Origin of the sequence: Ruminiclostridium papyrosolvens C7 (assembly GCF_000421965.1) — a bacterium.
Taxonomy (GTDB): domain Bacteria; phylum Bacillota; class Clostridia; order Acetivibrionales; family DSM-1351; genus Ruminiclostridium; species Ruminiclostridium papyrosolvens_A.
The window spans coordinates 1-25,222 of the sequence record NZ_ATAY01000044.1; the positions used below are offsets into that span (position 1 = coordinate 1).

The window sequence follows — 25,222 nt, forward strand, 5'->3', positions numbered from 1 at the left end:
TTTCGTCAACATTCCATGACGGATTAGGGTTGGCTGCCGCATTCACCACGGTGCCAAATGATGTTACCATCATGAATAAGCCCAAAAACATTGCAAAACCCTTTTTAATAAATTTGCTCATACTTTATCCTTCCTTTCGTCATAAAGCTAATTTTTAATTTATTCAGACATACGGTTTACTACCGGGTGTCACCCCGGAAACTCGGTAATAAGCCCCAACAAATACTTTTTCATTAAAGAAAAATCAAGTGCATTAATGTCGCCGTTTCCATCCAGATCAGCGGACTTTGCGTTTTCTATTTCTCCCAGACCCAAAATATGTTTTCTCATGAGCTGTAAGTCAATGGCATCAATCTGTCCGTCAGAATTAACATCACCCAGGACAACAGAACTGCCGCCTTCACTGAATTGAACCCAGTTAAGGTTAATAAGATATCCGCTTTCCCCTGTAAATTTCAAATACAAGTCATGTTTTCCGCTAACACCGCTTAAAGCACATGTTGAATCTGTAAAGATTTGCCACCCGCCTGTTCCTGCAACTTGGCAAGAACCGTTCAAAGTGCCGGTTACGCTGTCAAGCCTTATTTCAATGGTACCTCCGTTGGTTGCGCTGGATGCTCTGGCCTTAAAACCATTTGCCCCACTTCCGAAATCAACATTTTTATAAACAGTGTAATCTCCGTTTTCTATGTATCCTACAGCCTGACCACCCTCATCACAATCTACATTCTGTATGCCTGATTGAGCATTGTAGCCTTCTGCTTCTATTTTTTCAAAAGCTGATAATGGAACTTCAGGAATGGGGGTATTTGGTCCGGCAGAAGTATAATAACGGAACCAGTTAATATCGGCATAACCTCCCGAGGTAGCAGTTGTATAATTGTATATACCGAACTTGTCACCTTGGAAAAATCCCAGGTCAAAAGGCATGTTTAATGTTCCCCCAAGTTGAGTAAAGGTTATATTATCAGTGCTATAGTAAAAAGTAGCTTTATTACTGTTAAGATCCGCTTTCGCCCTTAAATAGACAGTATTTCCCGTAAGTGTGGGACCATTTGTAATGGTTCCTGCCGTATCCTTGCTACCATTGATATTGGCCACTATTTTTTTTACTCCGCCTGATTTGCTTACCCCGATGGTTCCATATGGAATATTAAGCAGACATAGTCCTGCATTATCACCGTCTGCCATATTGGTGGTGTCAAGCTCTATAGTGCCTTGGCAATCAGGCCCCTCCACCCTCTGGGTAAGTGTATTGGTAGCCCTCCACAAATTATTTGCATTTTTTGCGCGAAGTCTGAGATAGCCCGGTCGCTCGCTTAAAGACCACTTTGTATTGTCCGGATAATGATTCCACTGCCACTGTACTCCAATTGTTGTTGAACTGAATTCATCCGAATTGGGAATTGTAAGGATTGGATATGTTGCACCTACATCCGGCTTTTTGTATGTAATCGGTACTGAACCAATAGGATAGGTTTTTCCTGCTATGGTTACATTTTTTACTGTGGAGGGGTCTCCGAGCACCGGCCAATCATTCTGCCACTGCATAGGTATCAAAATGTCCCTGCGGCCCAGTCCCTGACCATCCTGAAATACATAGAACCACCATTCACCGGTTGTAGTATCTATAGGTCCTCCCTGGTGGATTTGGCTTCCGCCGGGAATACTTGGTCCATTCAGCAGTATCCTCATTTCGTAAGGTCCATATATGTTTTTAGACCTGAGGCAATATGTATACGATTCAGGAGGAGTAGAGTTACGGAATATATAATAATATCCGTTCTTTTTCATTACATGTGAGCCTTCAACCAGATAACTTCCAGTTGCACCTTCGATACGGGTTGTCACCTGACTGTTCACTACCGACTTATAATCAGCGCTTAGTTTGGTAACTTTTACATCGTTTGCTTCAGAAATAATGTATCCTGTACCGTCGTCATCAATAAAGAGTCCAGGATCGTGGAAACCCTGATTGTAAACTGTTTTTGTATAAGGGCCGGCCGGATTTGTGGCAGTACACATGATGAACTTCCCCTGTGCCTGATAGATTCCCACATAATATGTACCGTTACGGTAGGCAATGGTAGGCGCCCAACAGCCATGTCCGTAATCATTAAATGTATTTGTCAGATCATAAGATTTCCCTGTACCATTAAGGTCTGAAGTAACGTATCCTATAATCTCCCAGTTGATTAAATCCTTTGAATGAAGGATAGGTATTGATGGAAATGATACAAAAGTGGAACTTACCATATAGTAATCACTTCCAACCCTGACAGCAGAAATATCAGGATAATCCGCGTTCAAAATGGGATTTGTGTAGGTACCGTTGTTATTATCAGACTGCCATGCACCGACAAAAGTCGTTTGTGCAGCCAATAGACATACTATCAATATAATACTGAAGATTTTTTTAAACAGCATCACATGGTCCCTCCTTTTAGTTATTTTAAAAGAGAGCAGGTAAATTGTAAAAATTTACCTGCCAATTCATATTAGATTGTGCCCAGAAGGATTTTCTTGAATACGGCAAAGTCGAGAGCATCGATTACGCCGTCTTTATTCATATCTCCGGCATTGATATCATCCTCAACAGGGAAGTCATTAATTTGACCAAGAAGATACTTTTTCAGTAATGCATAGTCTGTTGCATCAACGCTGGTATCTCCGTTGAGATCACCTGTAAGAGTCTGAGTCGTATTACCGAATTTGAACCAGTTAAAGTTCATCAGATAATCGCTTCCGCCTGTAAATTTAAGGTACAAGTTATGTTTTCCGGTTACACCGCTTACAGTACACTTTGCGTCAGTCCAAGTCTGCCAACCACCTGTACCTTTAACTGCACAAGTTCCTATCAAAGTTCCTGTTATACTGTCCAACCTGATTTCGATATTACCTCCGTTTGCGGCACTTGCTACTCTTGCCTGAAAACTTGTTGCACCACTTCCAAAGTCTACATTGTTATAAACAACATAATCACCATTCTCGATATACCCTACATTAAGACCTCCTTCAGTACAGGTTTCAGTTTGTACTCCGGACTGACTGCTGAAGCTCTCTGCCTCGATTTGTGTAAAGGCTGATACAGGTGCAGCAGGAGCATAGTCTGTAAACCCTTTTTCACATATCATTTGAGAATAGTTCCACAGGCTCTGCTTCCATACGTTCCAATCATGACCTGCACCCTGGATAAGGAAGTAGGTATTGGGGATGCTATGAGAATCACAGAAATCATGTACCCCTGTACCAAAACTAATCAGACTGTCAGTGGTTCCGTATGAAATAAACAAAAATTTTAATTGTTGCTGAGCTGCTACTCCATTATCTGGGAAAAGTTGGGAATTAGGTAGTGTATCGGGTGCCGCTGAAAAAGCTCCTACATATGGGAACAGGTTCAGATTCAGAAGTCCGATATTAAATGCTTGTCCGCCACCCATTGAGAGGCCTGCAACAGTCCTGTGAGCACGGTCAGTGTAAACTGAATAATGTGATTCTACATATGGCATAAGACTTCCGATTAAATCTTTTGTGAAATTGGTCCAACCGTCAGATACACCTGTTGCTGTTGCATTACCATTTGGTAACACGACTATAAATGGTTGAATTTTACCTGCGGCAATAAGGTTGTCAAGAATAACATTAGGCGCACCGTTAGTGTACCACTCGTCTTCATTTCCGCCGATACCATGCAATAAATACATCACACTGTATTTTTTGTCTGCTGAGTAATTTGGAGGCAGGTAAACTCTGGCTCTCCTCTGGCTGTTTGTTGCTGCAGACTGATAGTTTATATAACTAACCTGGCCATGTGGAATATTATTCTGTACCTGATCATATCCTGCAGGTGGTGTGGTTGGCAATGTTGCAGCCTGTACCTTGTATTCTGGCACTGTAAAAATTAGAGTGAAAGCAAAAACCAATGCCACCATACCCAAAATTGTCTTTTTAGTTAATATATTTTTTTTCATTTATTTAACCCCTTTCTTTTATAACATAGATTCATGGTAAACTTGGTATTGTACCAAGCAGATATTTTTTAAAAACTGCAAAATCAAGTGCATCAATAACGCTGTCTTTATTTAAGTCGCCGGCTTCAATATCATTTTGTGCCGGAAAATCCTCAATCAATCCCAGAAGATATTTCTTCATCATGGCATAATCTGCCGCATCTACGCTGTTATCTCCGTTGAGGTCTCCGATAACAGAGGTATTCCCCGCTTTGGTGAACTTCCACCAGTTAAAATTGAACAGATAACCGCTTCCCCCTGTAAATTTCAGATACAAGTCATGTATCCCTTCAGCCCCGCTTACAGTACAGGTCTTATCAACCCATGTCTGCCATCCGCCTGTTTCTGTAACCGCACAAGTTCCTACCAGTTTGCCTGTAGGACTGTCAAGTCGCAGTTCTATATTTCCTCCAATGGTAGCCGAAGCAACTCTGGCAACAAAGGCTCCTGCGCCTGTTCCAAAATCAACACCTTTTACCTTTATGTAATCCCCGTTTTCAATAAAGCCTACATCCATTCCGCCTTCACTGCAGGTTTCCGTTTCAATACCTGATTCCCAGCAGATTGTTTCAGCCTCGGTTTTAACATATGGATTGAGATTGCCGACTTGTGCAGGGCCGGTTGCAGTCATATTTATTGTCGGGAAAGTACCGTCGGCATTGTACTTAAATTGTTCAACACACACAGAACGGTGATACCCTCCTCCATCCGGCAAAGCACCATTGTGATAGAAAAAATAGGAATTACCCTTGAAATCAACTACCCCCGGATGATTGGTAAAGCTGCTGCCTTGGGTAGGCATGATTTTTCCCCGATAAGTCCAGGGCCCTGTAGGCCCGGTACTGGTGGAATAACCTATATGCTCAGAGATTGGGCCGGCTGCAAATACCATGTAATATAAACTATTGCGTTTGTAAAACCATGGCCCCTCCTCATATGTAGTTGGCCTGTCGGTGTTACTTCTTGTTCCGAAACTTGCAGTAGTCAGAGGTACCTTTACAATGCTCCCTGAGTATGAAACCATATCCTGATTCAACTTTACATAGTAAAGGTTCGGATTACCCCAGTACAGGTAAGCCTGTCCGTCATCATCAATATATACTGTCGGGTCAATGTCGCCGCTGCCGGTGCTGACCAATGGTTTGCCAAGAGGATCTTTAAACGGTCCTGTAGGGCTGTCCGATACTGCAACACCGATTGCCGTCCCTCCGGTTTTTGGTGTCAATGGAACGTAATAATAAAACTTTCCGTTTCTTTGAATACATTGTCCTGCCCATGCATCCCCTTTTGCCCAACTGAACGAAGAGTATGACAGTGGCGAACCATTATCTGTCCAGTTTGCCATATCAGCTGAGGAGTAACATCTCCAGTCATTCATAGTAAAGAAATTATTTACCAATTTATCCTCATCATGTCCCGTGTAAACGTAGCAAGTATCGTTATATACCATAGGAGCAGGGTCGGCAGTGTATAAAGTCTGCACTATTGGATTGTCTGCATAGCTTACTGTTGGAATAAATAAAGTAATTGCTGACAAGAGAGCTGCAATTTTGCATACTTTTTTCATTTTTTTACCTCTTTTTTAAATCATTTTTATTTAAGAAAAGGGGTATTAAATACCCCCTTTTCAACAATTATTTGTCAGCTGGAAATTTTGTAATTTGCCCAAGCAGATATTGTTTCATGAGCACAAAGTCAAGTGCATCAATAGTACCGCTGGCATCCAAATCGGCAAGTTTTGTATTTTCAATTGTTCCTGTACCTAAAATACATTTTTTCAACACTTGGAAATCCAGTGCATCTATTTGTCCATCTGAATTCAAATCACCTATCTTGTCTGTAGAAACAGGAGTATTTCCAAACATAAACCAATTTAGATTAAATAAGTAGCCGCTTTCACCTGTAAATTTCAGATACAGGTCATGCTTTCCGCTTACACCGCTGACAGTGCACTTGGCATCGGTAAATGCCTGCCAACCGCCTGTTCCGGCAACCGGACAAGTTCCTACCAATGTTCCGGTAGCACTATCTAACCTGATTTCAATATTACCTCCGTTTGTTGCACTTGATACTCTGGCTTGGAAACTTGTAGCACCGCTGCCGAAGTCTATGCTTTTGTACACGGTATAATCCCCGTTTTCGGTATATCCGACAGCCTCTGTTCCTTCGTCACATGTAACGTTCTGTATTCCGGATTGGTCGTTATAGCTCTCAGCTTCCAGTTTTGTAAATGCACTTCTTGGTTCTACCGGTGTATTGTCACCCGGAACACTTGCCATATATTGCTTTAACCAAGTCATTGCAGGTCTTTCAGATCCGTCACTACGTATAAGGTGAGAATTTGAAATCCAGGTATGTCCTTGTAAGTATCCCCAGATAGTAATACCTTTTACTGCAGAATGTTCATACATTACAGGGAAAAGCTCCTGCATCTTGTTTTTCTGTGTATTGTCATCTGCAATATTTAAATCTAATTCAGAAATGTATATAGGTACACCTGTTGCAGCAAGTTTGTCAAGTCTTGACTTTAGATTTGCAGCACTTGTGTTTTCAAGGCTGTGTGATTGGCAGCCAACACCATCAATCAGGTTTCTTGCTTTCAATATCTTTACAACCGGTATGTATTGATCAAGACAAGACCACTCATTCAAAACATTATAATCATTGATCAGCAGCTTTGAATTCGGAAAATACTTACGAGCCATTTCAAAGGACCATACAATCCAATCCCATCCTGTACCATAGAGGCCATTGTCACCTCCGATATCATTTTTATATGGGAATGGAGCATGTCCAGGCATAGCTTCATTTACAACATCAATGTAATCTGCATCCGGGAAATTCTGTGCAGCCGCTTTGTACCAGTTTTCGATGGCTGTTTTTCTAGCTGAACCAGAAAGATTGCCTAACCAGTTTGGATACTGTGAACCCCATATAAGTGTATGGAACTTAAAAGGGATCTTGTTTGTTTTACAGTAATTGTACATTGCTTTGGCTTGACTGAAATTGTATACACCCTGTTGTGATTCACATGAACCCCACTTGGTAGCATTTTCAGGTGTAATCTGGTTCCAATAGTCACCAAACTTACTTGGTGGGTTACCATCATACCATATGTTTCCAACAAATTTAGCCTTTCCTGTTGCCAATGCAGCATTTGCTGTCAGTGGTAGACTGCTGTTGATAATGCAAGCACACAAAAGTGCTGAAAACAGAATACTAAAAATTCTGAACTTACGGTTTTTACTTTTGTTAATCATACTTATTTACCTCCGTTTAAATTTAATTTGTAACCAATCTAGTTACCCCCGGTAACCGGCAGCATAAAGTACTGTTCAAATGAACAGCATAAGCCGCAACCATCCCATCATGTACGAAAAAATTGGTAATGATCTCATTAAATAATGCATATATAGTGTTTTTACTGAAGTATTAAATCTTCAAGATAAGCCAAGGTTGTCATTCCCGGCAGCATAAGATAACCTACTAAAATGCTTTTGAAAAGTGTATACTAATACGAATTAGCGATGTATGCTCCTGCATACAAGTTTGGTCGGAATCAACTACTTAGAGTTATTACGATTGATAGGAAAAACAGACTATTTCTTAGTGAATTTTTGAGCCCCCCCTTCTTAATTGTTGTCTAATTATTATCTTTTAGCACTTGGCCAAAAGATAAGCCAATACCAATAACAAATAAGGTTCTCCGTCCAATATTATATATAAGGTATTGACTTTCTTTGGCTAATGTAAGAATAGGAGTAAAATGAAAAAGAACGATTAGTACATATTAACTATGTTAATTTATTATAGAATGTAAACAGTTTCCATCTCAATATAAATCTTTTTGTTATTGGTATAAAATTTTGTAATTATTTTAACATATGGTGAAAAAATAGTAAATTAGTTATTTTACTCTATACATTTGTATATTTTTTTTTAACTTTGTTATAATATATTTTTTCTTGCTATGTTTCACTTCTGTACTCCTTAGGAGTAGTTCCTATAGCTTTCTTAAAAATATAGCAGAAATAATGAGGATCATTATACCCGACATTATAAGCAATTTCAGATGATTTTAGAGAAGTAGTTTTTAAAAGCTCCATTGCCTTTTTTACTCTTACTTTTGTCAGGTATTCAATAAAATTTTCTCCTGCCTCCTGACTGAAAATGGTACTAAAATGGCTGGGACTTACATTAACATATGATGCAACTGAAATAAGAGAAATATTGGAATTAGCAAAATTGTTATTTATATAATCCTTTGCTTTTTTTATAATGCTGTCATACTTTCTCTCTACCCTTGTATCCCTGAATTCCAATATTATTTTTATAGTATATTCTGTTAATTCTCCGAATTTTTCTATAGAGTCTATACTTGCAACAAAGTTTTCTAAATTTGTTACCCATGGCAGCAGAGTTTCAATTTCGCCTCCAAGTTCGTCAATAAACCTAGCCGCACTTATTACCACATCCATGAATAGATAATGAATATATATGGGTGACTTCATCTCAATTTCATTCAGGTTATCAATGAACTTGTCCACAAAACTTCCAACTTCAGATTTCAGTCCGCACTTTAAAAATTCGTATGTATTATTCATGTCAATCTTAATAAAATCCTTTTTACTACCCATATCCGACTTTATATCGTTTATACCGAGAATCTTACGTTTCCCGTATATATAGCGGTAGTTTTTTATTTCATCCGCTTCCTTATACGATTGCGTAATTCCTTGTATTCTTTCTCTTGCACCACCGATACTGATTCCCAGAATGCATGATGTTTTCCTTTCCACTTCGTATTTTAGAGATTGAGCTAAACTGTAAGCCGCTTCTTCTATATTTTGTAAATTATCGCCTTTTATTATTACAATAATTTCTCCGAGCATCCTTCTGAATTTAATAATCTCACTGTTTTTACTGACAATGTTATCAATCAAAGCCTCTGCCTGCAGTACTTCAGTATACTCTCCTTCTGAAGCATTTTTTTTTGGCGTTTCCAACACTAAAATTTCTACAATATAAAACTTCGAAATTATATTTATATCTAAGCTTTCACAATTATCAATAACTTCAACTGGAGGAACCATACCTAATAATAGCTCGCTTAAAAATTTATCCCTGAATAAAGGAGCATTTTCTGCAAGTTGTTTCTTAATTTTCTCAGCACTTTCTCTTTCTCGTTTTTCGTTTATTATTAAATTTTTAACTTTTTCCAGAGATTCAAGGAGGTCGCTGGCAGTCACGGGCTTAAGCAAGTATTCTGTTACCCCTATGCGCATTGCCTCCCTTGCAAACCCAAACTCGTCGTGTCCGCTCAGTATAATAATTTTTACCCAAGGCATATTTTTCCTGACAACCTGACTTAACTCCAAACCGTCCATAAACGGCATTTTTATATCAGTAATTAATATATCCGGCTTAATTTCCATAATAAGCGGCAGTGCAAATTCACCGTCAGGAGCTTCACCTGAAAATACAAAATCTGTTTGCTCCCAGTTAATGCAATCCCTGATACCATGACGAACTATAACTTCATCATCCACAAGAAATATTTTATACACCTGTATCACCTCTCTACCGTTCTAAGTGCAATATTCCATTTAAAGATTTACAATCCCTTCTTTTTATAATTTAAATATTATAATGACGGTTTTGGGTGATTTTGGGGATACAAATAGTAAATTCACTTCCGACACCGTATTCACTTTTTACATCCAATCCGTATTCAGCCCCAAAATTCAGCTTAATTCTTTCATTTACATTGAATAATCCAAATCCTTTTTGCTCCGGAGCAGCTTCTTCCTTAGGCATTATAAAGAGCTTTTTAATTTTTTCAATTTGTTTCTGGCTCATTCCGATTCCGTTATCTTTTACCTTAAACAACACAGTATCTCCCTGACAGTAGCCCTCTATAATTATTTTTCCCATTCCCCTCTTGTTTTTTATTCCGTGATAAAGTGCGTTTTCAACTATAGGTTGAAGTGTAAGCTTCAGAATGCTACAGTTTTCAAGCTGCTCTGAAATATTTATTTCATATTCCAGAATGTCCTGATACCGGTACTGTTGAATCTGGAGATAGCTCCTTATAAGCATCTCTTCTTCCTTAATACTTATATAATCATATCCCTTACTTAAGGCAATTCTGAAAAATCTGGACAATGCACTTACCATCTGTATAACATCCTTGGGTTTGTTGCCTTCAGCCAACCATATAATGGTATCCAATGTATTATAAAGGAAATGAGGGTTTATCTGAGCCTGCATGAGCTTTAACTCGGTCTTTCTTAAATTTATCTGTTCCAGCTTCACGTCCTCCACCAAACTGCCTATTTTTTCAATCATTGTGTTAAAGCTTGTAGCTAACATTGCTATCTCGTCGCTTTCAGAATCCGGAACACGTGTGGTAAAATCACCATTTCCAACCAACTTTGTTGAAATACAGAGGTTTTTTATAGGCTTTGTAATGCTGTGAGAAATAAATTCGACCAAAATGAGAGTTACTATCAACAGTACGGCAAAAATTATACATGTAAATGTAACATTTCTTTTTCTTTCCACCTCTATTTTGTTATGTACCTTGTTCATTTGAAAGGTTTCAATATATACGTATTTTTGTATGGCATCTGTAATCATCGTTGTGGTAGTTCTGATATCATTATCAAGAATCATTAAATTCTTATCGTATTTGGGTCCGTCAGCTTCCATGTTTTCCTTAATAATTTCAGTACTGCGTTTAAGACTATCAATATAATCTTTCATATATTTGGTAGTACTTTTGTTTTCAACCATTAAAGCGGATTCTCTTAAATATTTTACTTTTTTATATGCATCTTCCAGCTTTCCGGATATATCCTCCCTTTTGAAAGTGCTTGATCCTATTACAATCTGATACATACTGTAATCATAATCATATTTGAATTTCTGTGAGAAATCATTGGCAACGGATATGCTTTTATATATTGCGTTGTAGTAGTCCGAATACGTACCCACTTGGAATATGAGATAAGAAACAAATACCAGAAGGGGAATAATGGCAATAAACATCAAAGCTCTCATCTTTGTTTTTAATGATATTCCGAAATATTTTTTAATTTTCATAATAATTTCTCCCCTTATTTGTATCTCAAGCTTGAATGCACCAAAAGAGACAGTCTACTTTTATAAAAGACTGTCTCTTTCTATTTACTTTTTTTAAATGCTATTTACTCTTTCTTTTTAATGATGCAAATATGCTCTGCAATATAATAAATATGCATAGGAGTGCTGCAATTGCAATCTTTGTCCACCATGAAGACAGCGTACCCTGAAAAGTTATGATTGATTCTATTGTACCCTTTATCATTACGCCGAACAAACTGCCTATGACATTACCGACACCTCCCGTGAGAAGTGTCCCTCCGATTACTGCCGAAGCGATGGCATCCATTTCAAAACCTCTGGCCTGTTCGACAAAACCTCCGCAGGAATTAAGGGCAAAGGCAAAACCCGCTAAAGCTGCAAGAAAACCATTAAGTGCATATACCTTCAGCTTTATTCTTCTGACGTTTAAGCCCATCAGTAATGCGGATTGCTCATTTCCACCAACGGCGTAGATAGATCGACCAAACTTCGTATATTTTAAAATAACAAAAGCAATTATCAAAACAGCAATGGCAAGAATTACACTGGGGTATATATAGGGATGGATTACTTTTCCCTTCTTTGTTACTGTTGAAATAAATGGTATATATATCTTGGCGTTAGCAATACCAAGGAATGCCTTATTTGTAATGGTTATCATTTCGTCACTGATTATTGCTGTCATTCCTCTTGCAAAAAACAGACCTGCAAGTGTTACAATAAACGGCTGGATGTTGAGATATGACACCAGAAACCCCTGTACAAGACCAAACACAACACCGACAATCAGAACAATTACGATGCTTATCCAGGCATCCATGCCTTTTTTCTCCATCATCCAGGCAAGAAGCATACATGTCATTGCTATTACCGAGCCGATTGATATGTCTATCCCCGCCGTAATCAATACTATTGTCATTCCTACAGCTGCAATAATCAGTCCGGCATTACTTATAAACAGGTTTAAAAAAACCTGGGGCTTTCCAAAACCTTTATCTTGGAATATCACCATACCGGAAATGTACAACACAAAAAATAATACAATCGTTACAAACAGCAAAAAGTTATTGCCGCTTAATTTGCTCCGTAAACTTTTTATCATTGTGTCACCTTCTCTCCAGCCCCGGTTATTTTTTGCTTTTGACTGAAATTTTTGAAGAACTTTTTAAATTGTTTTGATTGCAAAGATACAATTATAATTACAACTATTGCTTTATAAACAGGCAGCTGGTCTGCCGATACTCCCATTGAATAAAGGGAAGTAGACAATGCCTGAATGGTAATAGCACCTATAACGCTGCCTGCCAACGAGAATTTTCCCCCGGCCAGACTGTTACCACCCAGTGCAACTGCAAGAATTGCGTCCATTTCCATATTCAGTCCCACATTATTTGCGTCAATGGAATAGATTCTGGAGGTTGCTATTGTACCTGCAATACCTGAACACATGCCGCAAAATGCATAGGTTAAAAATATAATAAGTGTTGAATTCAAGCCGATTAATCTGCTGGCTTTTGCATTTATACCCACACTTTGAATATACATTCCAAGTGCCGATTTTTTTAGAAGAACTGAAGTCAGTATTACTACTGCTGCTGCTACAAAAATAGGTGTCGGTAAAGGTACCCCTGGCAGTACAGAGCCTAAGTACTTAAAGTTTTTAACTTTTATGTAAAGTATGTTTCCTCCGGTAATCAGTTGTGCAATACCACGACCTGCAGTAAAAAGAATCAACGTCGCCACCATTGGTTGAATTTTCAGTTTTGCAACAAGGAAGCCGTTCCAGGCACCACAAGCAGTTGCAGCCAGAATTCCTGCTACTACTGCAAGGACATAAGGTATATTATAAGCATCCCCCGTTCCTAATAAGAAACATGTCACCGCACCAGTTACAGCCATTACCGACCCCACTGAAATGTCCGTTCCTGCCGAGGATGCCACACATACTGTCATACCTGCTGCAAGGATAATTAATTCGCTTGAACGGTTTATTATATCAATGAGATACCCATAAAGTACCCCTTTACTGTTAATGGAAATATTAAAAAAGTCAGGAGTTCTGATAAGATTCACAACCAATACTGCAAAAAGGCATACTAAAGGCCAAAACAGCCTGTATTTTATTATCTTTTTAATTATTTGACTATTCATTAGCATCCCCCCCTGCGATAACCTTCATAACCAGTTCCTGCGACAATTCACTTTCGTCAAGTTCTCCCACTTTTCTGCCGTCTCGCAGAACCGCCATTCTGTTAACGGTACGAAGCATTTCTTCTATTTCTGAAGAAACAAACATTACCGTCATTCCTTTACTTGCAAAATCAACCACAAGCTTTTGTATCTCCGTTTTTGTACCAACATCGATACCTCTTGTGGGTTCATCAAGAATTAAAAAGTCAGGCTCAGTCATAAGCCATCTACCCAGTATAACCTTTTGTTGATTACCGCCGCTGAGCTGCTTTATGGGGGTTTCACGACCTGCAGTTTTTATCTGAAGCATATTGATAAACTTATCTGTAAGTTCCTCCTGCTCCTTTTTACTTATAAGTTTAAACATACCTCTCTTAGCCTGCAGAGCAAGTATCATATTTTCTCTTACAGATAAATCTGCTATGATTCCTTCTTCTTTTCTATTTTCAGGACAAAAAGCCATTCCAGCTTTCATCGAATCTATCGGTGCCTTAAAACTGCATTTCTCACCATTTACTTCCAATTCTCCGCAATCTGCCTTATCTGCACCGTATATTACTCTTGCCAATTCAGAACGACCAGACCCTAAAAGGCCTGCAAGACCTATTACTTCACCTTTTTTGATTTCAAGATTGAAAGGTTTGATAGTTCCGGTATGACCCAATTCTTTTGCAGAGATATAGTTCTCCTTCGTTGCTTTGATTTCCTCTTCCTTTGCTGCTTTTTTTATCAGAGACAGATCATCAAATTCTTTACCCATCATTTTTGCAACCAGCTGAACTCTGGGTAGTTTGTCAACCTCATATTCGCCTACCAGACTGCCATTTCGTAGCACCGTAATTTTGTCACATACTGCATATACCTGTTCAAGAAAGTGTGTTACAAATATAATACCTGTTCCCTGGGCTTTTAATTTTCTCATTACCTCAAAAAGTTTTTCAACCTCATATTCATCCAAACTTGATGTAGGTTCATCCAATATAAGCACTTTTGAGGTAATGTCAACCGCTCTGGCAATAGCAACCATCTGCTGCATGGCTACCGAATAATTGTCCAGAGATTTTGTAACATCAATATCAATATTAAAATTTAATAAAATCTCTTTTGCTCTTTTATTTATTGCTTTCCAATCAATACGCCCCGCCTTTTTCAGCTCTCTTCCTATAAAAATGTTTTCTGCCACCGAAAGGTTCGGGCATAAATTTATCTCCTGGTATACAGTACTGATTCCGTTTTCTTGTGCTTCCTGGGGAGATTTATTAATAACCGGATGATTTAAACCGTCTATAAGTATTTGACCTGATTCAAATTCTTCAACACCTGTCAAAACTTTAATCAAAGTACTTTTTCCTGCACCATTTTCGCCCATAAGAGCATGAATCTCGCCGGTCCGCAATGTAAAATTCACATTGGACAGTGCTGTTACTCCGGGAAAAGTCTTGCAAATGTTTCTCATTTTAAGAACTTCATAACTTTCATTCCCCACGCATCTTCTCCATCCTTTCCCAATGACTTGCTGCAGTTAATCCTTTAAAAAAACAGGTGTGAAACAGTATTCCATTCACACCTGTTTTTTTATTTAATTACAACATAAGGATTTAAATTAGTATTGACGATTTGGAAGCTCTTTTTCAGCTGTTTCAGCAGGGTACACTTTTTCATCAACATACTGGATCTTTTCAACTTTTTCGTCATTCATAAGCTTTTTAGCCAGTTCAGCTACTCTTGGTCCGTGTAACGGATTACATTCTACTGATACGTTCATATCTCCGGCTATCATAGACTTGAATGCCGCTTTAACCGCATCAAAGGATACAATTGTTACATCTTTTCCGGGAACCTTTCCTGCAGCTTTTAAAGCATCAATTGCTCCAAATGCCATGTTATCGTTCTGCGCTACAACTACATCTATGTCATTATATTGTTTGAGAAAGGACTCCATAACTTCCTGTCCTTTTGCCTGAGTGAATTCTCCGGTCTGTTGTGCCAATATCTTAAAGTTGTCGTATTTCTTTATTGTTTCACCGAAACCTTTTGTACGGCCTATTTCAGCAGAAGATCCGATTGTTCCCTGAAGAACTACAACATTTTGTGTATCGGTCTTACCTTTTTCTTTTATGTAGTTAGCCAACCATTCAGCTGCATTAACGCCTTCCTTCTGGAAGTCTGAACCAACCCAACAGCTAAAGAGTGAGTCATCTGAAACTTTTATCATTCTATCGCAAATTATTACAGGTATTCCTGCATCCTTTGCTTCGCCCAATACAGTTTCCCAACCGGTTTCTGTAACAGGTGCTATTGCAATTACGTCAACATCCTGTGATATAAAATCTCTTACCGCTTTAATCTGATTTTCCTGCTTTTGCTGTGCATCTGCAAAAATTAGTTTAAAGCCGTTTTTTTCAGATAATGCAGATTTCACGGATGCAGTGTTAGCTACACGCCAGTCACTTTCAGCACCAACCTGTGAAAAACCTATAGTAATCAACTTATTGCTGTCAGAATCATTAGCAGCTGTAGACGATTGGGCAGACTGAGACGATTCAGAATCCTTTGAATCCGTACCAGCTGCTCCGCAACCTGCTGCCATTACCAATGAAAAGCACATTAGCAACGCAATTAACCTTTTTTTCATTAAATATTCCTCCTATAATAAACTTTACTGCCGGCATTTTCCACCAACAAGACTATTTTAGCAAAGCTGTCTATTTATCGAAACAGAATATATTAAGAGTTTTTTATAATAATTTATTAAGTAGAGTATTAATTCAAATAACGTTATTGAAAAGTTGATTTTTTTATTAATTATGTTGAATAATTTGTTAAGCCTAAAATTATTTATAGTATAATTTAAATAATATATCCCGGCTATAATTGCCAAAACCCTTCCCAAATATTGTTACACCGCCGACATTCTGTGAGTCAGGCAGTACTGCTATTCTAAAAGTCCAATATTTCTGCCGGATATCCAAAGATGAAAGAGCTGTATCTGAAACCTTTATTCCATCTATATAAGACCCATCCTGTGTTATACGTATGGATTTATACAATCCGTATTGTCCAACCTGCAGACTCCACCAATTAGGAGTATATCTGCCCCTGCTGTTTCCATAATCACCGGGGCTGGTCCATTGACCGACTTTTTTTTCATTAAGAAAAAAAGTTATATCCGACGGCCAATTGCTGTTTATCCCCGGAGCTTCAGAACCCAACTCCATTGATATTTCCAATTCTTCGGGCTGCTGTACAGAAAGCAAAAAATTAGGAATCCTGTATTCTACAAAGCCCTCAGTAAACCAAAGTATTCCGGCATTAACTCTGTCCGGCTCCAAAAAATACCTTGGATCATCAAACTCACCTATGACCTTTTCAGGTGTTGCTATTCCACAAGTGGGGGTGACGGTAAAATTTGAGTAATGACCTATGGGCATTGAGAATTTGTGGTAATTTCTCATTTTTGCCTGACGGCTTGGAAATTGGATCTCCATGGAATCTACGTCAAGAAAACAGAGTTTTTGTACTGCCCCGTTAATACTTTTTCTTTCTGAATGAACAATGCCGGCTTTTTCAAGCTTTTTAACATGCATTGTTACTATTGCACTGCTCAAACCAAGTTCTTGGGCAAGCTGTTTTATATTTAAAGCATCCATTGCAAGTAAGTTAATTATTTTTATTCGTACGCTGCTGCTTAAAGCTTCATACACAGGTAGCCACTTTTCAGATATATCTATCTTCATCTATATTTTGCTCCTCAATTCAAATTAATACAAGTATAAATTACCCACAATAATTTGTAAATATTAAGTCTGTTATTTGTATTGACATATAAGAAAATGGAATATAGTATATAGTTATTAAGGTAACTATTAAGTAATTAATTCTTTTATTAATTACTTACATTTAATTAATATTTTATTGGAGGTCAGCATGGATAACGCAAAAATGATACTTAACAAAGACTATATTGTGGGGCCCGTTGATAAAAGAATTTATGGCTCGTTTATTGAACATTTGGGAAGGGCTGTTTACGGTGGAATTTATGAGCCGGGACACCCTACAGCTGACAAATTGGGGTTTAGGCAAGATGTCTCAGAAATGATTAGAGAATTACAGGTGCCGATAGTAAGATATCCAGGCGGAAATTTTGTTTCAGGCTATAATTGGGAGGATGGAGTAGGCCCTGTAGATAAAAGGCCCCGACGCACAGAATTAGCTTGGGCTACAATTGAAACCAATCAAATTGGAACCAATGAGTTTGCAACATGGGCTAAAGAAGTAGGTACAGAAGTAATGATGGCAGTTAATCTGGGAACAAGAGGGGTAGATGCGGCCAGAAATCTTATTGAATACTGCAACCTTAATCAAGGAACATACTGGAGTGATTTGAGAAAGTCTCACGGTTACAGTCAGCCTCATAACATAAAGACCTGGTGTCTCGGAAATGAAATGGATGGCCCTTGGCAGATAGGTACAAAGACTGCGGAAGAATATGGAAGGCTTGCCTGCGAAACTGCAAAGGTTATGAGAATGGTAGATCCTACAATAGAATTGGTAGCGTGCGGAAGTTCAGGAAGCGGTATGCCTACATTTGCCCAATGGGAAGCTACAGTGCTTGAACACACGTATGAACATGTTGATTATATTTCACTTCATACGTATTATGGAAACCAAGACGGAGATACTGCTAATTTCCTGGCAAAAACTATGGATATGGATGCCTTTATTAAATCCGTTGTTGCAACCTGCGATTATGTAAAAGCAAAAAAACGCAGCAAGAAAAAAATAAACCTCTCCTTTGACGAATGGAATGTATGGTTCCACTCCAATGAGGCTGATAAAAAAATCGACAGATGGTCTATAGCACCACCTCAACTTGAAGATGTTTACAATTTTGAAGATGCGCTATTGGTTGGAAGTATGATGATAACTCTGTTAAAGAATGCTGACAGAGTAAAGATGGCTTGTCTTGCACAGCTTGTGAATGTTATTGCACCAATAATGACCGAAAATGGCGGAAGTGCTTGGAAGCAGACCATTTACTATCCTTACCTTCATACTTCAGTGTTTGGAAGAGGTACTGTTTTAAACACTATTATGAAAGCACCTAAGTTTGACACTAAGGATTTTACCGACGTTTCAGCTATAGATGCAACAGCAGTTATTAATGACAACAATGATGAAATTACCATTTTCGCAGTAAACAGGCATATGGAAGACAGTATCACTCTGGATGTTGAACTAAATGGCTTCGGACAGTTTCAGGTTGTTGAACATATAGTTCTTGAGCATAATGACGTAAAAGCTACTAATACAAAAGAAAATCCAAATAACGTTGTTCCGAACAATAATGGAAATGCTATTGTAGAAAACGGAAGTATTAAGGCTTCCTTAAGGAATCTTTCCTGGAATGTTATAAGATTGAAAAAAGTAAAATAGAAATAAATTTCTAAGGGGTTGTCGCAAAATTAATTTTTATCCTTTTTAACCTATACTCAGAGTATAAATTGTATCAATGGAGGCTTGGTTAAAGATATTTGCAGTTGTTTATGGTTGAACACGGATATTTTACCGGAAAACCTACACGAATTAGGTTTTAGCGAAACAATGAATCATGGACGGTGAATGTGAGCGAGGTAAAATATCCCAAGGTGAGCCGCTAGAAACTCTTGCAAATATCTTAGAAGCAATCATTGATATAATTTTATACGGGAGTACTGGTGTTAAAACAGAGAACCTTTCTGTTTTGTAACAGCCCCGTATCTAAATATTACCGTTCTTGTCACAGTCATATGCTACTGCTGCAGATACGTTCCACATAATCAAACAAAGATCTCAGAGTGGGGAATTTCCTATAATCCAAGACTTCATCACCAAATTCAAAATCAAATTCACTCTCTATAGCAACAATAATTTTAACAAACTCAAGGGAATTAATACCAACATCTATCAAACTAGAGTCTATATCTGTCTCATTATTTAAGTTTGCTGTTGCAATATTATCTAAAATTATTTTTTTTATTTTTTGTTGTATCAATGATTCACCTGATTGTATCATATTTTTCTCCCCTTTTTTATATATTTACCTTTACTGTTTTCACTTTTTACCTGCCACTTAGTGTATTTTATCATTACATTGGTAATATTTGCGGGCTTAATATGCCCTTTCTAGTATTTTGGTTATATAAATTAAAGAGGCATCCTTTTAATTCCACAATACTTCTTACTACATAATCAGGGCGTTCTTTTTTAAGATCCTCTATATCCGTATCACCCCAAGTAACAGCAATATTTTTTACTCCTGCGGATTTTGCACACAGAATATCGTTTCTTGCATCTCCAACCATTACAGAATCTTCTCTTGAAGCGCTTAACTTTGTCAGGCATAGCACTAAACTTTCCGGGTGAGGCTTTGGGTTACAGACATCATCCGAGCAAACCAAAGTATCAAAATAATTGAATAAATCTGCATTATCAAGTATTTCTATTGTTCTGGCCCTGTCTTTTCCCGTACATAGACCACACTTATATCTATTTTCCTTTAATTCAGCCAATAGCTCCCTCATACCATCGTACACTTTTATTTCTGTTATCTTTCTACGGCTTATTTCTCTATATGGCTCTACCATCTCTAATGGCAGATTCATTTTTGTAAATATGTTCGGTAACGAATCTCCGCTATGTCTGAGAAACTCCTCAAAAGATGGTACACCACCATCACCAACTGCAATCTTATAGCTTTCGAAAAAAGCCTGCCTCTGTACTTCAGTAGAATTTATAACAACCCCGTCAAAATCAAATATTACTGCTTTTCTCAAACTATATCACCTACTTTTAATTTAATGTTATAGTATTTACATCAATGTTACTCTGTTGTAAGTAAATTCATAATCCAAATCTATATTTTAAGAAAATTGAATCTTAAAATGATTTAAAAATATTTTTATTATGTTGAAAATTACCTTTTCGTTTATCCTGTTGTACTTTTGCATGAAGCTTTGCACCTTTGCTTAAATACGCTTCGTTTTGCTTTATTCTCCCATCCAGCATTTCCAGTTCACGAAGTTGCTTTCTATAGTTTTCAAGCCTTTCAAGGCTTATCAACCCTTCCTCAATGGACCGCTTGACCGCACATCCTGGCTCCTTTTCATGCTGGCAGTCGCTGTATTTACATTTGTTTGCTATACTGACGATGTCATCAAAATTTTGATTCAGAGCATCCTCTTCTCCCCACAGTTGCAATTCCCTTAAGCCCGGAGTATCAATTATCATACATCCTGAATTATGAAATACCAGTTGAGCACTTGTTGTTGTATGCTTTCCTTTTCCATTGAAATCACTTATTAAATTGGTTCTTTGTTTTTCCTCCCCAATCAAATAATTGATTATTGATGATTTTCCTACTCCCGAAGATCCTAGAAAAACTATTGTTTTCCCTTGGAGCAGGTATCTATCAAAAATGTCCATACTTATGTTTTTCAATACACTAATGGGGTAAATATCCAGGCCTGCTGCAATTTTTCTAACTTTAATCACATGCTCTTCAATGGATTCACAGCAATCAGCTTTATTTAAGATGATAACAGGGGTAGCACCGCTGTTATATGCAAGTGTTATATATCTTTCGATTCTTTGAAGATTAAAATTTCCATCCAGACCACACACAATGAAAACTGTATCTACATTCGCTGCAATAATCTGTTCCTCTGTGGTTCCCCCTACGATACACCCGTTTTTGACTTTTCTGCCTCCCGATATCGGTAACTTTCGAACAAAGGCAGTTTTTCTGGGTAAAACGTGGTGAATTATTGCTTGATTATTATTTTCGGTTAGTTTTATTAAAGCCCAATCTCCAACAGCAGGAAAGTGTTTCTTTTTACTTGCTGTATATATAAATTTTCCTGCCAGTTTCGCATTAATAGATTTATTCTCCAAGCATACCGTATAATTGTTCTTCTGTTGGGACAAAATTCTCGCAGGAATCAATTCTTCATTGCTGTATTCGGCATAATACTTCTCAAAAAAGCTGTCCCATCCCAATCTGTCTAAATTCATGAAAAACCCCCTCTAATTGCTAATACTGACATTCTGAAATCCCCCTATAGGTTCTAATCTGATTAAACAACTTTTAAATGATTGGTAAGTGCTCTTAGCCCAAGTTCGTAACCGTAGCCTTGAAAACCTGATATTTGACCGACAGCCTTTTCAGCAAAAATTGATTCCGAATGCCATCCTCCTCGGGAATAAATATTTGATATATGTACTTCAACAAAGGGCTTATCAATTGCAGTTAACGCATCCAGAATAGCATATCCACCTTTTGTATATGCTGCAGGATTAATAATAAAACCCTCAACTTTTTCAATATTTTGTTGAATGAAATCCACGATATCCCCTTCATGATTTGACTGAAAGAAAATAAGCCCAAAATTCAAATCTCCTGAAAGCTTTACCAAGCGTGCTTCAATATCTCCCCAGGTTTCTTTTCCATAATACCCGGGTTCTCTTATCCCCAGCATATTTATGTTAGGTCCGTTTATCACACCAATAATTCTTTTCATCATTTTCTCCTATGGTATTAAATTTCTCTGACAGACTAATAAATTGTTTTTATATCATCACCATTATTTAGATGCTTATAAATAAGATTTACCGCGCCTATTGTTCCACTGTTATCCCCAAGTTGTGCAAGCTTTAAAGTCACTTTTCTTCCGGAACAATGAGCATAGTCTTTTAAGATTCTGTTTAGTGGCTCCATAAATACGCTTCCTGCCCTTGTGACTCCGCCCCCTAGAATAACATCTGATATATCAAGTATCATAATAAGTTTTGAAATCAGCTCTGACAGATATTCTGCTGCTTCCCTACAGCTTTGCTCCAGATACGGTGCCACTTCTTCCGGGTATTCAAAAACTTGTTCCAATTTATAACATTCATCAATACTAATTCCGGCATTTTTCGCTAACTCTTTTGTTCTTCTTAATATTGCAGGACCTGAAGCCATTGACTGCAAACATCCCCTAACTCCGCATTTACAAATGGGACCATCTTTTCTCATTACAACATGTCCGATTTCTCCCGCCCAGCCGTTATTTCCTGTATACAAATCTCCGTTTAATATCAACCCACAGCCTATACCAGTGCTTACGGTTATATATACAAAGTTTCTTAAACCCGCCGCACTTCCCATGATAAACTCACCCAGTGCCGCACAATTTGCGTCATCCTCCATAATAATGGGAATTCTGTATTTGTTCTCCAGATACGAACTAAGTTTAAATCCGTTCCAGAGCCCATTATTAGGCCATTTTACAACATCGCCGGTTTTTCTATCAAAATTGGCTGCTACAGACATCCCTATTCCTTGCATACCTTTTATATCCAATTGATTTTCCTGAACTATGTGTTCTATTGGCTTGCATATATTGGATTCTACTTCTTCTGTCGCAGTTCTGCATTGTTTAAACGGAAACACAATTGTAGTTCCAAGTTTATTGCCTTGAGTTTCAAAAAAATTCACTCTTACATTTGTTGCTCCTACATCAAGTCCTACAAAAAATTTTACCATAATATTCTTATTCCAGAAAATTCTTATATTATGAATTTTCGGTCATATACAACCTTTCTATTAAGTTTACAGTATTGTATCCGTCTTCCGGGGTTAAAAAGGATGGCATTTCACCCCTAATTGTACTTACAAAGTAACGTGTAAGCCCGTCAAAAGCTGTGAGTGCATTATTTGTCCTTCTATCAAATACTACTTCATTTCTAAAACCATCCAATTTGCTGACGGCTATTGAATCCTTGTCCCATAGCCGATCATTGCTAAAACCAAAAAGTGTTTTAAGTTTAAGAGTACCTTTTGACCCTTGCACATCGAAATATGTATGATCACCTTTTACAGGCGCCATCCAGCATAAGTTCAATTCTATAACAGTATCGTTTTCAAATATTATATTAGAAATTATTGTGTCTTCCACATCAATGACAGAATTCTGAAACTCTCCCGTGTCAAACCACGACGCACCTTTATCTTTATCTGAATTGTAATTACGGGATGCTTTGAACATAATATCTTTTACACGATTTTCTTTTAACAGCATCAGGCACAAATCAAGTATATGTGGGCCTAAATCTATTAAAACACCTCCCCCTGAGAGTTCTTTGTTTGTGAACCAGGTTCCTGGCCTGGGAACCCCTGATTTTCTAATCCATCCTGCTTTTATTTTTTTTATCTCTCCTATTTCTCCTTTTGAGATAATCTCGTCCATCTTTTTTATATCTTCTCGGAATCTATTCACAAATCCAGGCATGAAAACTCTTTTGTTTTCATGAGCAACCCGTATAATATCTGCAGCATCTTTGCTATGGATTGTGATGGGCTTTTCACACAAGACATGCTTGCCTTTTTGAAGTGCTTTTATAGAAAAATCCCCATGTGTATAATTAGGAGTTGAAATTACTACTGCATCGATTTCGGATTCCAGAAAATCCTCATAATTATCATATGCTTTTTTAATGTTAAATTTTTTTGTGACATTGTTTGTTTTCTGGATATCGTTATCAAAAACAGATATGATTTCCACTCCTCTAATTGTTTGAAACGCGGGAATATGTGCATTTTGTGCAATCCACCCACAGCCTGCAATACCTATTTTTATACTGTCTTTCATCTTTCTGCCCCCATTTAACATTTATTTTAATTAAAGCTCTTTTCCCATTTGAAACAATACAGCATAGTATTTTGATTCCAATTCATAAAATCTTGAAACACTTTGTATTAAACTTCTAAAGGCTTCCTGCCTATAAACACCTGAATACATATATTTCGCGACGGCTCCTCTAGTAAATATCCAGTTACTGAATATCTCTTCAAAAATATTGCAACATTCTGATTCTGAGCCGAATAGGTTTGTTATTAAATATTTTTCTACCTGTTTTATATTTACAATATTGTTAATTCCATTCAACAGCCATTGAATACTCTCATCCAGAATAGATTTATCCATAACCAACTTTTCCAAATCCAAAGTGAATTTGTTTAAGTAGTCCAGATGCTCTTGTATTAAATCTTTGTTTGTATTTATATATGACAAAAATAAATATCCATTATCCTTGTCAGTTTTCTTTTGAGCCATTGCGGAATTATAATAAAATTCATAATATGTGGCGTCATTTGTTCTAAAATTGGAAAGATACCCGTTGTATGAATTTATAATATCCTCAAAACCAATTGTACGGGGCTTATAGGATAAATTGTCACGATGTTCATGTTCTATTATGTAAAAAACTTTTGCACTTTCGTCATATCCATAAACAAGTAAGGTATGAGGCCAATGACTCTTTTGATACATCTCCGGCCTAATGGATTCATAAAAACAATCAATCCAAATTACAACCGGCCTTTTCTTACTTATAGAATTGATTATATCATTTACAATATTTTTACTGGAAGTTTTTGTTTCAACCATTATACCTTCTTCTTCCAACAACTTCTCTATATGATTTACTTGGATATATTCTACGTCTAGCTTCATTTCTGTTGAATCTTCGTCATATGAAAATACCGGAACATCATTAATCAGGAATGTATTTATACTTCTTCCATATAGCTCTATAACCGGAAAAGCAGAATTATAGAAACAGTTTTTGTAATATATTTCATTAAATGGCTTGATTCCTTCTATTAAAACTCTATTGGATAAAATCTCTTCTGTAGCTACTTCAGAAACTACCGGCAAGGTACTACTCTTGTCGTCTTCTGCTTTTATCATTGTCTCGTCAACGTTATCGGAGGTAAGTACGGTTGCAAGCTGCCTTACCGTTTTGAGTTTAAATACATCGTAGCTAGCTATCTTGAAGCCCGCTTTTTCCATCTCTACTTCCAGTTTTATTGCCAA

Annotated in this window: 19 protein-coding genes; 1 reads left to right on the forward strand and 18 read right to left on the reverse strand. The window is 37.4% G+C overall.

Annotation, left to right across the window (positions count from 1 at the left end):
• Window positions 1-189: 189 nt before the first annotated feature.
• The 11 genes from L323_RS32990 to L323_RS33040 all read right to left on the reverse strand — a co-directional run bounded on the left by L323_RS32990 (window position 190) and on the right by L323_RS33040 (window position 17,062).
• Window positions 190-2,427: a family 43 glycosylhydrolase gene (locus L323_RS32990; RefSeq protein ID WP_020815936.1), complete on the reverse strand. Its 2,238-nt coding sequence runs from the start codon at window positions 2,425-2,427 to the stop codon at window positions 190-192.
• 71 nt (window positions 2,428-2,498) lie between these two features.
• On the reverse strand, window positions 2,499-3,971 hold the full coding sequence (locus L323_RS32995; protein ID WP_020815937.1) for a carbohydrate-binding protein: 1,473 nt from the start codon (window positions 3,969-3,971) through the stop codon (window positions 2,499-2,501).
• Window positions 3,972-4,002: 31 nt separating this feature from the next.
• Complete coding sequence (locus L323_RS33000) at window positions 4,003-5,577, reverse strand: family 43 glycosylhydrolase (RefSeq protein WP_020815938.1); 1,575 nt, start codon at window positions 5,575-5,577, stop codon at window positions 4,003-4,005.
• Between the two features lie 67 nt (window positions 5,578-5,644).
• Entirely contained in the window at window positions 5,645-7,270 is a 1,626-nt protein-coding gene (locus L323_RS33005; protein ID WP_020815939.1) for an endo-1,4-beta-xylanase, read from the reverse strand.
• A 708-nt stretch (window positions 7,271-7,978) separates the two neighbouring features.
• Window positions 7,979-9,577, reverse strand: a complete 1,599-nt coding sequence (locus tag L323_RS33010) for a response regulator (protein ID WP_020815940.1) — start codon at window positions 9,575-9,577, stop codon at window positions 7,979-7,981.
• Between the two features lie 70 nt (window positions 9,578-9,647).
• Window positions 9,648-11,114, reverse strand: a complete 1,467-nt coding sequence (locus tag L323_RS33015) for a sensor histidine kinase (protein WP_020815941.1) — start codon at window positions 11,112-11,114, stop codon at window positions 9,648-9,650.
• A gap of 100 nt (window positions 11,115-11,214) precedes the next feature.
• Window positions 11,215-12,237 carry an ABC transporter permease subunit gene (locus L323_RS33020; protein ID WP_020815942.1) on the reverse strand — a complete coding sequence of 341 codons (1,023 nt, stop codon included), beginning with the start codon at window positions 12,235-12,237 and terminating at the stop codon, window positions 11,215-11,217.
• Entirely contained in the window at window positions 12,234-13,286 is a 1,053-nt protein-coding gene (locus L323_RS33025) for an ABC transporter permease (protein WP_020815943.1), read from the reverse strand. The genes L323_RS33020 and L323_RS33025 overlap by 4 nt, the downstream gene beginning before the upstream one ends.
• On the reverse strand, window positions 13,279-14,811 hold the full coding sequence (locus tag L323_RS33030; RefSeq protein ID WP_020815944.1) for a sugar ABC transporter ATP-binding protein: 1,533 nt from the start codon (window positions 14,809-14,811) through the stop codon (window positions 13,279-13,281). Before L323_RS33030 ends, L323_RS33025 begins: the two co-directional genes overlap by 8 nt.
• A gap of 117 nt (window positions 14,812-14,928) precedes the next feature.
• Window positions 14,929-15,960 carry an ABC transporter substrate-binding protein gene (locus L323_RS33035; protein WP_020815945.1) on the reverse strand — a complete coding sequence of 344 codons (1,032 nt, stop codon included), beginning with the start codon at window positions 15,958-15,960 and terminating at the stop codon, window positions 14,929-14,931.
• 199 nt (window positions 15,961-16,159) lie between these two features.
• Complete coding sequence (locus L323_RS33040) at window positions 16,160-17,062, reverse strand: ArsR/SmtB family transcription factor (RefSeq protein ID WP_020815946.1); 903 nt, start codon at window positions 17,060-17,062, stop codon at window positions 16,160-16,162.
• Window positions 17,063-17,252: 190 nt separating this feature from the next.
• Between L323_RS33040 and L323_RS33045 the strand changes: the two genes are divergently transcribed.
• On the forward strand, window positions 17,253-18,761 hold the full coding sequence (locus L323_RS33045; protein WP_020815947.1) for an alpha-N-arabinofuranosidase: 1,509 nt from the start codon (window positions 17,253-17,255) through the stop codon (window positions 18,759-18,761).
• A 349-nt stretch (window positions 18,762-19,110) separates the two neighbouring features.
• Here L323_RS33045 and L323_RS33050 read toward each other — a convergent pair whose 3' ends face one another.
• The 7 genes from L323_RS33050 to L323_RS33080 form a co-directional block, all read right to left on the reverse strand.
• Window positions 19,111-19,380: an acyl carrier protein gene (locus tag L323_RS33050; protein ID WP_020815948.1), complete on the reverse strand. Its 270-nt coding sequence runs from the start codon at window positions 19,378-19,380 to the stop codon at window positions 19,111-19,113.
• Window positions 19,381-19,453: 73 nt separating this feature from the next.
• On the reverse strand, window positions 19,454-20,140 hold the full coding sequence (locus L323_RS33055; RefSeq protein WP_020815949.1) for an HAD family hydrolase: 687 nt from the start codon (window positions 20,138-20,140) through the stop codon (window positions 19,454-19,456).
• Window positions 20,141-20,243: 103 nt separating this feature from the next.
• Entirely contained in the window at window positions 20,244-21,377 is a 1,134-nt protein-coding gene (gene rsgA, locus L323_RS33060; RefSeq protein WP_020815950.1) for a ribosome small subunit-dependent GTPase A, read from the reverse strand.
• Window positions 21,378-21,439: 62 nt separating this feature from the next.
• Window positions 21,440-21,883: a type II 3-dehydroquinate dehydratase gene (locus L323_RS33065; protein WP_020815951.1), complete on the reverse strand. Its 444-nt coding sequence runs from the start codon at window positions 21,881-21,883 to the stop codon at window positions 21,440-21,442.
• Window positions 21,884-21,918: 35 nt separating this feature from the next.
• Window positions 21,919-22,890: an ROK family protein gene (locus L323_RS33070; RefSeq protein ID WP_020815952.1), complete on the reverse strand. Its 972-nt coding sequence runs from the start codon at window positions 22,888-22,890 to the stop codon at window positions 21,919-21,921.
• Window positions 22,891-22,918: 28 nt separating this feature from the next.
• A complete protein-coding gene (locus L323_RS33075; RefSeq protein WP_020815953.1) occupies window positions 22,919-23,995 on the reverse strand; it encodes a Gfo/Idh/MocA family protein in 1,077 nt (358 codons plus the stop codon).
• A gap of 30 nt (window positions 23,996-24,025) precedes the next feature.
• Window positions 24,026-25,222, reverse strand: a 1,197-nt coding sequence (locus tag L323_RS33080) for a BtrH N-terminal domain-containing protein (protein WP_020815954.1), incomplete at its 5' end; no start/stop codon positions are given.